Raw genomic sequence first — 12,323 nt, forward strand, 5'->3', positions numbered from 1 at the left:
GCAATGTCCGGAACCCTCGTCCTTGTCCGTCATGGCCAGAGCGAATGGAATTTGAAGAATCTGTTTACCGGCTGGCGCGATCCGGGCCTGACCGAGCTTGGCCACAGCGAAGCCAAGGCTGCAGGCCAGCGGCTGAAGGCGAAGGGCCTGCATTTCGACATCGCCTACACATCCGTCCTGTCGCGCGCCCAGGTGACCCTGCAGCACATCCTTGACGAGGTTGGCCAGCCGGCGCTCGAGACGATCCGCGACCAGGCGCTGAACGAACGCGACTATGGCGACCTTTCCGGCCTCAACAAGGACGATGCGCGCGCCAAATGGGGCGAGGACCAGGTGCACATCTGGCGCCGCTCCTACGACGTTCCGCCGCCCGGCGGCGAAAGCCTGCGCGATACGGGCGCCCGAGTCTGGCCCTACTACCTGCACGACGTGCAGCCGCATGTGCTGCGCGGCGAGACGGTTCTGGTGGCCGCGCACGGCAATTCGCTGCGCGCCCTCATCATGGCGCTGGAAGGTCTGACCAGCGAAGAGATCATTGCGCAGGAACTGGCGACGGGCGTTCCGATCATCTACAAGCTCAACGCTGATTCGACGGTCGCATCCAAGGAAATCCTGACCGCCTGATCGGCCGCTGTTTCCCTGTGATTCGCATAAACCCGCGCCGGAACACCGGTGCGGGTTTGTTGTTTGTGCTGGTCTTTTCACCCTTATTTGCCGGTCTTTGCCGCAACAAGCGCAACGGAATGAGAATAGGTCGATAAATACCCGACAAATGGATTGACAGAGTTCCGCCCGCCCCTTACATGAGACCCCGCTGCCCAGATGGCGGAATTGGTAGACGCGCACGGTTCAGGTCCGTGTGCCGCAAGGCGTGGAGGTTCGAGTCCTCTTCTGGGCACCATTTCCCATTCGTCCGACGTATACCAACGTCCATGGATGATCAGAAAAGCCCCGGTTTTCCGGGGTTTTTTCTTGTCTATCGTTCACCCACGTTCATGCTGCTTCAGCAATCGCCCTCATCCGCATCACCAAAAGGCCACACATGGCCCCGATAGACGCGGTCTGACAGTGTGAATGGAACCGAAGGGGATAAACATGGCAGTCCGTCGCAACCTATTGAAAGCGGCCGTCGCTATCGGATTCACCGGAATGATCGGCAGAGGCGCAACCATGGCATTTGCCGCCGACAACAGCTGGCACATGCCCGACGAGGGCGATCCGCATAGGGCAACGTGGATGGCGTTTGGCCCCAGTGAAGACGTATGGGGCAAGAAACTCCAGCGCGGCGCGCAGAACAACCTTGCGACGATCGCCAAGGCCATCTCCGCGCACGAACCGGTGAACATGCTTGTGCGGGCGGAAGACCGGGAGACGGCCGAGCGCCTGTGCGGCGATGCGGTGACATTGTTCGTGCACGAAATCGACGATCTGTGGATGCGCGACACCGGACCGGTATTCGTCAAGAACAGCGCCGGCCAGCTGGCCGGGGTTGACTTCAACTTCAACGGCTGGGGCAACAAGCAGGAACACGGCGGCGACGCGGAAGTTGCGGAATTTGTCACCGGCAAGACGAAGGTGGAGACACTGCGCACCAAACTGGTGCTGGAGGGCGGCGGCATCGAAGTCGATGGCAAGGGCACGGCAATCATCACCGAGAGCTGCGTTTTGAACAAGAACCGCAATCCCGGCGTGAGCAGGGAACAGTGCGAGGAGGAGCTGGGACGCCTTCTCGGGCTGAAGAAGATCATCTGGCTGCCGGGCATCAAGGGCAAGGACATCACCGATGGCCATACGGATTTTTATGCCCGTTTCGTCAGCCCGGGTGTCGTCGTTGCCGGCCTCGACACTGATCCGACGTCCTATGATCACGCGGTGACCAAGCGGCACCTTGACCTGCTCAAGGAAGCGACCGACAGCTCCGGGCAGAAATTGCAGGTGGTCGTCATTCCCGGCCCCGGCAGCGTGCGGCCGCAGTTCGAGAACAAGGAATTCGCAGCGGGCTATATCAACTTCTACCTGTGCAACGGCGCTGTCATCGCTCCCGAATTCGGCGATGCGAAGGCTGACGGTTTCTGCCGTGACGCGTTGCGGGATGTCCTGCCGGGACGCGAGATCGTGCAGCTCAACATCGATGCGATCGCCGCCGGCGGTGGCGGCATCCACTGCACGACGCAACAGCAGCCTGCGTGACGACATTCCGGCGCCCGCAGGCGCACGCTGTATTCCCTGCAAATCTGTTTTCGCAAGATCGCCGGCATGCGGTACACTGGCCGCAAAGGTTTCAGCGGAGTATCAACGCATGATCCGGCTTGTCATCATTCTCGCACTGCTCATTCTCGTCCTGTTCCTGATCTACAGCATCGTCAACAGCATCCGCACGAAGCACATCGACTGGACCGGCATCGGCGTCACGCTCGCCTTGATCATGCTTGCCCTCTATCTGCGCGGCGTGACGGGTATCGGCGGCGTCGGTTTCTGAAAATCGCGTGCTTTGTGGTCACCTTGACACATTGCAACCTCTCGTCCGGCGAATTAATATATCAGTCCACTCAGGAGACTTTCATGGACACGCTTACATCCCCACGCCATCTGCGCCTGCACACCTCCGACAATGTGGTGGTGGCGGTGGATGCCTTTCAGGCCGGACAGCACGTGGAGGACGTGACCGTCAAAGACCGCGTGCCGCGCGGCCATAAACTTGCATCAAAGCCCATTGCGCTGGGGGAACCTGTGCGCAAATTCGGCCAGATCATCGGCTCGGCGTCGAAACCCATTGCCCCGGGCGAATGGGTGCACGAACACAATCTCGATTTCAGCAGCTTTGCCCGCCAGCCGGACAGCAGCCACGAAACCCATGCGGGCGGCATTCTGCCGGTTGAGCAGCAGGCGACATTCCAGGGTTTCCGCCGGGCCAATGGCCGCGCGGGCACCCGCAACTACATCGGCGTTCTGACCTCGGTCAATTGCTCGGCATCGGTCGCCCGCTTCATTGCCGAAGCGGTGCAGCGCTCTGGAATCCTCGATGACTACCCGATGATCGACGGCATCATTCCGCTGGTGCATGGCGGCGGCTGTGCACTCGACGTCAAGGGCGAAGGCTATGAGGTGCTCAAGCGCACCCAGTGGGGCTATGCCACCAACCCGAACATCGCCGCCGTGCTGATGGTCGGCCTTGGCTGCGAGGGATTCCAGATCGGCCGCTGGAAGGAAGCCTACAACATCGTTGAAAGCGATACGTTCCGCAGCCTGACCATTCAGGAAGTGGGCGGCACGCGCAAGACCATGGAAGCCGGCATTGCCGCCGTGCGCGACATGCTGCCGACCGCGGCCAATGTGAAGCGCGAGACCATCCCGGCATCGGAACTGATGCTGGCGCTGCAGTGCGGCGGGTCGGACGGCTATTCCGGCATCACCGCCAATCCGGCGCTGGGCGCGGCGGTCGACCTTCTGGTCAAGCAGGGTGGCACCGCCATCCTGTCGGAAACGCCGGAGATTTACGGGGCCGAGCATCTTTTGATCGAACGCGCCTCCAACCCGGAAGCGGTGACGCGGCTGCAATCCATCATTGCCTGGTGGGAGGATTACACCGCCCGCAACAGGATGGAGATGAACAACAATCCCTCCCCCGGCAACAAGGCGGGCGGATTGACCACCATTCTGGAAAAATCGCTGGGTGCGGTCGCCAAGTCGGGCACCACGCCGCTGGAGGCGGTCTATGGCTACGCCGAACCGGTGACGGCGCGCGGCCTCGTGTTCATGGACACACCCGGCTACGATCCCGTCTCCGCCACGGGACAGGTGGCAGGCGGCGCCAACATCCTCTGCTTCACCACCGGGCGCGGTTCGGCCTATGGCTGCAAGCCGACGCCGTCGATCAAGCTTGCCACCAACACCCCGATGTATACCCAGATGATCGAGGACATGGACATCAATTGCGGCGATGTGCTCGATGGCGTGTCGATCGAGGACAAGGGCCGGGAAATCTTCGAGCAGGTGCTGCGTGTGGCCTCGGGCGAGCGCAGCAAGTCCGAACTGCTTGGCTATGGCGATGCGGAATTCGTGCCGTGGCAGATCGGCGCGACGATGTAATCCGAAACGGGAGCCGATGGCTCCCGTTTTCATTTTCAGACCATGATCACGCTGCCGATTGCTGCTGCTTGGCCCGGGCGACGATCTGCGTCGGATTGACGAAGCGCAGCGCGATGAGCAGCCAGACCAGCGTCGTCACCATATAGACCACCGCCATGGCATCGATCGACTGCACGGCGCGCACACCGGATGCGAAGACCGAATAGTACAGCGCGACCACCAGCGTCTGGCTTGTCGGGCCCGCCGTGAGGAAGGTCAGCTCGAACATCGCCACCGTGCGCACGAGAACCAGCAGCAGCGAGGCGAGAATACCCGGCAGCAGCATCGGCATGAGCACGTGCAGGAACAGACGGAACGTGCCGGCGCCGAAGACACGGGCCGCCGCCTCCACCTTGGGATCGATCTGCTCGATGAACGGAATCATCACCAGGATGACGAAGGGAACCGTCGGCACCAGATTGGCCAGAACCACGCCCCAGAACGTACCGCCGACCCCCGCCTGATAGAGAACCGTGGCCAGCGGAATGCCGAAGGTGATCGGCGGCACCAGCAGCGGCAGCAGGAACAGCAGCATGATGAGCTTCTTGCCCGGAAACTCGCGCCGCGCCAGCGCATAGGCCGCCGTGACCCCGAGCAGGCCGGACAGGGCGACCACCGTGAAGACGATCTGGAACGTGACGATCAGGACGTCGCTGAGCTGGAATTCGGCCCAGGCGGTAAAATACCATTTCGTCGTCCAGCCGGCCGGCAGCCACGTGCCGAGCCAGCGGGTTCCGAAGGAGGAGATGATCACGGTTGCGATCATCGCCAAGAGGTTGACGATGAAGAAGCCGACCACCACCCAGACGGCGGTGATCCAAAGCTTTGCGCCAATGGTTGTATCGCGGATCATGGTCAGCCCTTTCCGCCGGCGGTCGAGCCGCGATAGAAGAGATTGCGAATGGCAAGGATCGCCACGACGATGGTGAGCTGTACGGTTGCCATGATCATGGCGATGGCCGAGGCCATGGAATAATCATACTGCTCGAAGGCCGCCTGATAGGCGGCGATGGAGATGACGCGGGTCGGGCCCGCCGGAGCGCCGAGCAGCACCGCCGACGGGAACACCGCAAAGGCCTGCACGAAGGACAGGCAGAACGCGATGGCCAAACCCGGTATCAGCAGCGGCAGCAGGACAAAACGGAAGCGCTGCCAGCTCTTTGCGCCATGCGTCGCCGCCGCCTGTTCCAGCGCCGGATCGATGCCGGTGACGTAGGACAGGGTCAGGAGAAAGGTGAAGGGAAAGCCGGTGATGATCAGCGAGGAAAACACGCCCCAATAATTGTTTGTGAGCTTCAAGGGCCGGTCGATCATCCCGAACAGCATCAATGTCCGGCTGAACCAGCCCTGCGGCCCGAGATAGTTCAAAAGCCCTTCGGCAACGAGCACCGTGCCAAGCGTCACGGGGAGAACCAGAATGGTCGTCAGCAGCCGCTGGCGGGTCATCAGGCGCACGCGGAAGGCGATGGGCAGCGCCAGGGCGATGCTGATGACCGTCACGGGAACGGCGAGCCAGAGTGTGGTCAGGATGGTGTCGTAGAGGAAGGGATCGGAGAAGAATTTCTGGTAGTTGGCAAACATCCCGCCTTCCTTCGGCGTGAAGGACAGGACCAGCCCGTAAATGAACGGATAGACAAACACGGCCAGCAGAAACAGCACGGCCGGGAGAACGAGGATCGTCACGCCGTCAATGCCGCGCAGGGCGAGGCGCTGGCGCAGCGACAACCGGTTATAGACGGGGGGAGCGGAGACAGCCATGCCGGGCCTCACGCGGCGAAGGCCAGCGCACGCGCCGGATCGATTGCGAGCCAGATGGAACTGCCGAGCGCCGCCGTCTGCGGCGCGTGGAACACCAGTTCCAGCCCTTCGGCGGTGCGGGCCGTGCCGACGAATTCGCGGCCGCGGTATTCGATGGTCTCGACCACGGCTTCCACCGTGTGTTCCGAGCGCTGGCCTGCTTCCACATCGTCGGCGCGGGCAGCGACGACGGCCGCGTCGCCGATTTTCAGACTGTCACGCGCGGTGCCGCTGAGCGTGGCTTTGCCCACGGAAACGCTGACGCGCGCGCCGTCGACAGAGACAACCTTCCCGGTCAGCCGGTTGCGGTAGCCCATGAACTCGGCAACATCGAGATGATCCGGCCGTTCATAGAGATCGCTCGGCGCCCCCACCTGCCGGATTTCGCCATCGCGCAGGACAACGATACGGTCGGCCAGCGACAGAGCCTCGTCCTGATCGTGGGTGACGTAGATCGTCGTTGCCCCGAGCTGGTTGTGGATGCGGCGGATTTCGGCACGCATCTCCAGCCGCAATTTGGCATCCAAATTGGATAGGGGCTCATCCATCAGCACCAGCGGCGGCTCGATGACGATGGCGCGGGCGATGGCCACACGCTGCTGCTGGCCGCCGGAGAGCTGGCCCGGCAGTTTATGTCCCTGACCCTGCAGGCGCACCAGATTGAGCGCTTCCTCGACCCGTTTGTCGGCTTCAGCCTTGGCGACATTGCGCATCTTCAGGCCGAAGCCGATGTTCTGGCGCACCGTCATGTGCGGAAACAGCGCATAGTTCTGAAACACCATGCCGAAACCGCGATCCTCGGGCTTCAGCGTGTCGATGCGCTTGTCATCGATGAATATGCCGCCGCCCGTCGTGGCGAGCAGGCCGGCGATGCAATTGAGCGCGGTGGATTTGCCGCAGCCGGAAGGGCCGAGCAAAGCGATGAACTCGCCCTTGCGGATGGAAAGCGACACGTCCTTCAACGCATTGTGCGAACCGAAGGCGCGGCTCATGCGGTCAAGACGGATTTCCTGGAATGGCGATGACGCCAGCAGCATTGGATACCTCATAATTGCGCGCCATCCGGGTTCCCCCGGATGGCGCTATTGTATGGATCGATCAGGACTTCTTGCCGGCGACTTCTTCGTCCCAGCGGCGGAAGGCGACAACCATGGCGGCGGGATCGAGCGGAACCTCGATCGGGTTGTTGGCAATCCAGTCGGCATATTCCTTGCGGCCGAATTCGGCCAAGGCATCCTGGCTTTCCTTCGGCGCCATGGAAAGCGGCACATCCTTGACTGCGGGACCCGGGTAGAAATAACCCTGATCGTAGGTATAGGCCTGCTGTTCCGGCGTGAGCAGGAAGCTCATGAGGTCGAGCAGCACGGCGAGCTTTTCCTCGGCAATGCCCTTCGGCACGCACATGTAATGCGCATCGGCAACCCAATGGAAACCCTTCAGCGGTGCGACGGCAGCTTCCTTCGGCACCACGCCGAGCACGCGCGGATTGATATCCCAGCCGGTGGTGGAGACCGTCATGTCACGCGTGCCTTCGCCGAGCTCCTTCATCAGCGCGCCGGTGCCGGTCGGGTAATACTCGATATATTTGTGCAGCTCCTTCAGATAGGCCCAGGTCTTGTCCCAGCCCTTGACCGGATCGTGCGGATTGCTGTCACCGAGCAGATAGGGCAGCCCCATCAGGAAAGTCCGTCCCGGACCGGAATTGGCCGGACGGGCATAGAGGAACTTGTTCGGATTTTCCTTGGCCCAGGCCAGAAGCTCCTCGACGGTCGTCGGGACCTTCTTCACCCGGTCCGGCATGTATTCAAGCAGCGGCCCGGAGGGATAATAGGTCACGACGACGCCGTGATCCTTGCCCAGCGCCAGCATGCGGTGCGCCGGCTCCTGATAGATGGCCTTCAGATCGGGCAGCGACGCGGAATGATCCGGCAGCAGCTTGACCCACAGATCCTGCTCCAGTCCGGCGGACAGGGCGTCGGTTCCGGTCAGCACCAGATCGATATCAAGCCGGTTGGCCGCCTGCTGCGCCTTCAGCTTCCCCGGAAGTTCCGGCGCAGGCGCCTTGGTGAAGGTGATCTTGGAAACAAGGTTGGGCTTGGCAGCCGCATAGTTCTCGATGGCCTTCTGCGTCAGGGCGAGATTGCCCGCGACGTCGGCAACATTGAGCGTCACCGGGGACGTCGGCAAAGCCAGTTTCCCCTGTGCAAAGAGACGTGTTGCCGGTAGCGTTGCCAGAACGGCCAAACCGCCAATGGCTTGCCTGCGCGTGATGCGGATCATTGTCTTCCTCCCAATTGTTCCCGGTTTAGCGATCGGTGGCCATCCTCCAGCCACTCATTTTGTCACTTGATATATTAATCTATCAGTTTCAGATAGCAAGCGCTTTCGCCCCGCCGCAAAACCCGGCCACCGTCCGGGCTGCGCCCTCATCCATCAATTCCGTCAAAGCCTTGCCGACGGCTTGGCAAAACGCCGTGCTTTCGGGCAGATCGCTGCCGAAAATCTGCTCCATGCCGAGATAGGCCTGCAAAAGAGCCGGTGCCGATGTCTTGCCGGCGATGCGGGCCTTGAATTCACCCGCCAGCGGGTCGCGCACATCGATCGGATTGCCCCGTTCATCGGTTCCGGTCGCATAGCGCATCCAGCCGGCAACACCCAGCGCCAGCCGGTCAAAGGGGGCATTCTCCCGCAGCCGCACGCGAATGGTGTTGAGCAGCCGCTGCGGCAGCTTTTGCGACCCGTCCATGGCGATCTGCCACGTCCGGTGCCGCAGCGCCGGATTGCGGAAGCGCTCCCGCAGCTGCTTCTTGTAGGCGTCAAGGTCGAAGCCGGGCAGCCCCGGCAGCGTCGGGGTGATCTCCTCATCCATCATTTGTTCGATCAGCGCGGCAAAACCTTCTCCCGCCATGGCGTCGGACACGGTTTCATGGCCGGCGAGATAGCCGAGATAGGCCAGCGTCGAATGGCTGCCATTGAGCAGGCGCAGTTTCATCAGTTCGAACGCGTCGACATCGGCGACGAAGGTGACACCCGCCTTTTCCCAGGCCGGGCGCCCGGATGGAAAATGATCTTCCACCACCCATTGGCTGAACGGTTCCGTCATGATCGGCCAGCGGTCGGCAAGCCCGGTATCCCGGGCGACAGCGTCGCGGTCCGCATCGGTCGTGGCGGGCACGATCCGGTCGACCATCGTCGAGGGAAAGGCCACGCTATCCCCGATGAAGGCACCGAGCTCCACATCCCGCAATGCGGCGAAGCGCGTGACCACCCGCTTCAGCGTCTGCCCATTGGCCGGAAGGTTGTCGCAGGACAGAAGCGTGAAGGGTGCGGTGCCGCTGGCGCGGCGCCGGGCCAGGGCCTCGACGATAAAGCCGATGGCCGAGCGAGGCGTTGCAGGATTGGCCAAGTCATAGACGATATCCGGATGATTTTCATCGAGCGAGACGGAGGCGGGGGAATAGCAATAGCCCTTTTCCGTGATCGTCAGCGAGACGATCCGCACCGCCGGACTGCTCATGGCGTCCAGCAGGGCCTGCGGATTTTCCGGCGCGACCAGCACATCCCCGATGCTGCCGATCACACGATAGCTGCTGCCGCCGCCATCGCGCACGGCCACCGTATAGAGCCCGCCCTGGGGCTGCAGTGCGTCGCGCGTATCGGCGCTGCGCAGCGATGCACCCAGAATGCCCCACCGGGTATCCCCCGATGCAAGCACGCTGTCCGTATAAACGGCCTGATGGGCGCGGTGAAAGGCACCGATGCCCAGATGCACAATGCCGGTTTCAACCGCGCTGCGATCATAGGCCGGGGTTGCAACGCCGCCAGCAAGCTGCGGCAGGCTGGCGGGGGAAAGATAGGTCTGGTCGGCGTGAGCCATTGGGCGATCTCGTCTGTTCTGTTTCAAAGACGGTAGGCTTGTTTGGCCAGCCGGTAGCTCAGGTCGTGGGCAATCGTGTGCGCCTCATCCTCGTCCAGCCGGTGATCGGCGACAAGCCGCGCGAGATAAGCGCAATCCACCCGGCGAGCCATGTCGTGCCGGGCGGGAATGGACAGATAGGCCCGCGTGTCATCGTTGAACCCGACGGTGTTGTAGAACCCGGCCGTCTCGGTGGTCAGTTCGCGGAAACGGCGCATGCCTTCCGGGCTGTCATGGAACCACCATGCCGGTCCGAGCCGCAGGGCGGGATAATGCCCGGCAAGCGGCGCCAGTTCACGGCTGTAGCTGGTCTCATCCAGCGTGAAGAGAATGAGGGTCAGTTGCGGATTGTTGCCGAACGCGTCGAGCAGCGGTTTAAGCTCCTCGACATAGCCGGTCGAACGCGGAATATCCGCCCCCTTGTCGGGACCGAAACCGGCGAAAACCCTGGCATTGTGATTGCGGAAGGAGCCCGGATGCAGCTGCATGACCAGCCCGTCATCAATGCTCATGCGCGCCATTTCGGTCAGCATCTGGGCGCGGAACAGATCGGCATCCGCATTGGAAACATCGGGCCGCAGGACCCGCTCGAACAGCGCCGCGGCGTCAGTGACGGGCAGATCGGCGGTGCGCGCGCTGGGATGGCCGTGATCGCTTGAGGTGGCGCCCCGGGCCTTGAAATAGGCACGCCGGTTGCGGTGCGCCTCGAGATACCCCTTGTAGTTCAGCGACGTGCCGGCAAGGGCAATGAGCCTTTCCACATTCGTGCGGAAATCCGCCCGCGACGCATCGATCACCGCATCGGGCCGGTAGGCGGGAATGACACGCCCGTCCCAGCCCGACTTTCGGATGATGTCGTGGGCCGCGAGGTCATCCGTCGCCGCATCGGTCGTCGAGATCACCTCGATGCCGAACTGCTTGTAGAGTGCGCGCGGGCGCATCGCGGGATCGCCGAGCTTGTCGGCAATACGGTCATAGAGCAGGTCGGCATTGCCTTCGTTCAATCGCTCCGTGATGCCGAAAACCGTTTCCATGGCATGCTCGAACCACAGGCGCGACGGCGTGCCGCGAAACAGGTACCAGTGTTTGGCAAACAGCCGCCAGATCGTGCGGCCGTCGGTTTCGACAGGCCCGCCATCGTGACGCGGCACACCCAGATCCTCGAGCTTGACACCTTGAGAATACAGCATGCGGAAAATATAATGGTCGGGCTTGACGAAGAGACTGGCCGGATCGGGGAAAGCCTCGTCATGGGCGTACCACAGCGGGTCCGTATGACCGTGCGGCGAGATGATGGGCAGGCGCTCGACGTCCGAAAAAAGCCGCCGCGCGATGGAACGGGCATCGGCTTCGATGGGGAAAAGTCGATCTGGGTTGAGAGGCATCGTCGGTCCTTGCTGTCATCTTCCGCACCGGCCGATACACCATACGCCGTGTGTACCGGAGCCGAAGCCGTGAAATTGCCCCTGTCGAGGCGCTTTTCGCATCGCGCGAGCCGCCTTGGGTGTCTTGTGAACATTCGGCTTTTGCGATCTTGGCGAAGAGTAAATAATAATATATTAGTATGTCAACTGGATCGATGTGCCCTGAAATCGTTTCATTCGCGGCTTTGGCACTATGATTTCGCGCGGAATTCTACCATTCATGACGGTGGATTCATCCGCGACACAGGAAATGGAGCGCTGGAATGGCAGCACAGAACCGGGGAGAAAAAAGTTTGGCCGTGGCGACACCGTCCGAACCCATCGCCTCAGCACGAGACAATGCGACGCGTTTCGCCAAATCCGGCACGCGCGGCGCCCCAGCCGGACGCATGACGACAGCCACGGCGATTTACCGCGAACTGCATGCTGCCATCGTTTCCATGCAGATGACCCCCGGCACCGCCCTCAACGAAAAAGTCTTGACGGAACGCTTTGGCGTCAGCCGCACCCCGGTTCGCGAAGCGCTGATCCGGCTGGTGGAAGACGGGCTGGTCGATGTCTTTCCGCAGTCAGGCACCTTTGTTGCCCGCATCCCGGTTGCGCTGATCCCGGAGGCCGTGGTTATCCGGCAGGCGCTGGAAGGCGCGACCGTCGAGCGCGCTGCGGCGGTTGCCAGCGCCAAGGATGTGGAATGGCTGGACGAGATTCTGGCGCGCCAGCAGTTTTTTGCCGACCGGCAGAACATGAGTGCCTTCCACGAAGCCGACGAGGCCTTTCACGAGGCGATTGCCGGTATCGCCGGCCATCCCGGCATCTGGCACTATCTGAAGCCGGTGAAAGTGCAGATCGACCGTGCCCGCCGCATGACGCTGCCAGCCCTCGGCCGCATGGAGAACGTGCTTGCCGAGCACAGGATCATCCGCAATGCCATCGAAATTCATGACGTACCGGCCGCCTGCGCGGCAATGAAGCAGCATTTGAATGCCGTCATTCCCGATATTGATGAACTGAGAAAAAGCCACCCGGGCTCATTCGTCTGAACCCGGCGATTACACGAA

11 protein-coding genes and 1 tRNA gene are annotated in these 12,323 nt (G+C 62.0%); 6 read left to right on the top strand and 6 right to left on the bottom strand.

The window, feature by feature from the left end:
* Window positions 1-3: 3 nt before the first annotated feature.
* The 5 genes from ACZ25R_RS20980 to ACZ25R_RS21000 all read left to right on the top strand — a co-directional run bounded on the left by ACZ25R_RS20980 (window position 4) and on the right by ACZ25R_RS21000 (window position 4,089).
* The gene (locus ACZ25R_RS20980) at window positions 4-624 is read left to right on the top strand and encodes a 2,3-bisphosphoglycerate-dependent phosphoglycerate mutase (RefSeq protein WP_223614016.1); all 621 of its coding nucleotides are present in this window, start codon (window positions 4-6) and stop codon (window positions 622-624) included.
* 192 nt (window positions 625-816) lie between these two features.
* Window positions 817-901 (top strand) — tRNA-Leu (locus ACZ25R_RS20985).
* 194 nt (window positions 902-1,095) lie between these two features.
* Window positions 1,096-2,190, top strand: a complete 1,095-nt coding sequence (locus tag ACZ25R_RS20990; protein WP_472462094.1) for an agmatine deiminase family protein — start codon at window positions 1,096-1,098, stop codon at window positions 2,188-2,190.
* A 109-nt stretch (window positions 2,191-2,299) separates the two neighbouring features.
* On the top strand, window positions 2,300-2,479 hold the full coding sequence (locus ACZ25R_RS20995; protein ID WP_288191847.1) for a hypothetical protein: 180 nt from the start codon (window positions 2,300-2,302) through the stop codon (window positions 2,477-2,479).
* An 83-nt stretch (window positions 2,480-2,562) separates the two neighbouring features.
* The gene (locus ACZ25R_RS21000) at window positions 2,563-4,089 is read left to right on the top strand and encodes a UxaA family hydrolase (RefSeq protein ID WP_464662049.1); all 1,527 of its coding nucleotides are present in this window, start codon (window positions 2,563-2,565) and stop codon (window positions 4,087-4,089) included.
* 46 nt (window positions 4,090-4,135) lie between these two features.
* Here ACZ25R_RS21000 and ACZ25R_RS21005 read toward each other — a convergent pair whose 3' ends face one another.
* The 6 genes from ACZ25R_RS21005 to uxaC form a co-directional block, all read right to left on the bottom strand.
* Window positions 4,136-4,981 carry an ABC transporter permease gene (locus tag ACZ25R_RS21005; protein ID WP_464662047.1) on the bottom strand — a complete coding sequence of 282 codons (846 nt, stop codon included), beginning with the start codon at window positions 4,979-4,981 and terminating at the stop codon, window positions 4,136-4,138.
* Between the two features lie 2 nt (window positions 4,982-4,983).
* Entirely contained in the window at window positions 4,984-5,886 is a 903-nt protein-coding gene (locus tag ACZ25R_RS21010) for an ABC transporter permease (RefSeq protein ID WP_346307870.1), read from the bottom strand.
* 8 nt (window positions 5,887-5,894) lie between these two features.
* Window positions 5,895-6,962, bottom strand: coding sequence for an ABC transporter ATP-binding protein (locus ACZ25R_RS21015; protein ID WP_223614010.1), 1,068 nt, complete (start codon window positions 6,960-6,962; stop codon window positions 5,895-5,897).
* Between the two features lie 61 nt (window positions 6,963-7,023).
* Window positions 7,024-8,202 carry an ABC transporter substrate-binding protein gene (locus ACZ25R_RS21020; RefSeq protein WP_223614147.1) on the bottom strand — a complete coding sequence of 393 codons (1,179 nt, stop codon included), beginning with the start codon at window positions 8,200-8,202 and terminating at the stop codon, window positions 7,024-7,026.
* A 91-nt stretch (window positions 8,203-8,293) separates the two neighbouring features.
* Window positions 8,294-9,802, bottom strand: a complete 1,509-nt coding sequence (locus ACZ25R_RS21025) for a mannitol dehydrogenase family protein (protein WP_472462095.1) — start codon at window positions 9,800-9,802, stop codon at window positions 8,294-8,296.
* 23 nt (window positions 9,803-9,825) lie between these two features.
* Window positions 9,826-11,226 carry a glucuronate isomerase gene (uxaC, locus tag ACZ25R_RS21030; RefSeq protein ID WP_472462096.1) on the bottom strand — a complete coding sequence of 467 codons (1,401 nt, stop codon included), beginning with the start codon at window positions 11,224-11,226 and terminating at the stop codon, window positions 9,826-9,828.
* 302 nt (window positions 11,227-11,528) lie between these two features.
* Here uxaC and ACZ25R_RS21035 point away from each other — a divergent pair, with 302 nt between their 5' ends.
* A complete protein-coding gene (locus ACZ25R_RS21035) occupies window positions 11,529-12,305 on the top strand; it encodes a GntR family transcriptional regulator (protein ID WP_472462097.1) in 777 nt (258 codons plus the stop codon).
* Window positions 12,306-12,323 lie beyond the last annotated feature (18 nt).

The organism is Phyllobacterium sp. RCAM01083, assembly GCF_055685835.1.

What these genes read in the sequence shown, in the direction of transcription:
- ACZ25R_RS21025 (WP_472462095.1), bottom strand. Translation starts at nt 9,802, where the DNA reads ATGGCTCACGCCGACCAGACCTATCTTTCCCCCGCCAGCCTGCCGCAG.
- ACZ25R_RS20980 (WP_223614016.1), top strand. Translation starts at nt 4, where the DNA reads ATGTCCGGAACCCTCGTCCTTGTCCGTCATGGCCAGAGCGAATGGAAT.
- ACZ25R_RS21000 (WP_464662049.1), top strand. Translation starts at nt 2,563, where the DNA reads ATGGACACGCTTACATCCCCACGCCATCTGCGCCTGCACACCTCCGAC.
- ACZ25R_RS21010 (WP_346307870.1), bottom strand. Translation starts at nt 5,886, where the DNA reads ATGGCTGTCTCCGCTCCCCCCGTCTATAACCGGTTGTCGCTGCGCCAG.
- ACZ25R_RS21035 (WP_472462097.1), top strand. Translation starts at nt 11,529, where the DNA reads ATGGCAGCACAGAACCGGGGAGAAAAAAGTTTGGCCGTGGCGACACCG.
- ACZ25R_RS20995 (WP_288191847.1), top strand. Translation starts at nt 2,300, where the DNA reads ATGATCCGGCTTGTCATCATTCTCGCACTGCTCATTCTCGTCCTGTTC.
- ACZ25R_RS21015 (WP_223614010.1), bottom strand. Translation starts at nt 6,962, where the DNA reads ATGCTGCTGGCGTCATCGCCATTCCAGGAAATCCGTCTTGACCGCATG.
- uxaC (WP_472462096.1), bottom strand. Translation starts at nt 11,226, where the DNA reads ATGCCTCTCAACCCAGATCGACTTTTCCCCATCGAAGCCGATGCCCGT.
- ACZ25R_RS20990 (WP_472462094.1), top strand. Translation starts at nt 1,096, where the DNA reads ATGGCAGTCCGTCGCAACCTATTGAAAGCGGCCGTCGCTATCGGATTC.
- ACZ25R_RS21005 (WP_464662047.1), bottom strand. Translation starts at nt 4,981, where the DNA reads ATGATCCGCGATACAACCATTGGCGCAAAGCTTTGGATCACCGCCGTC.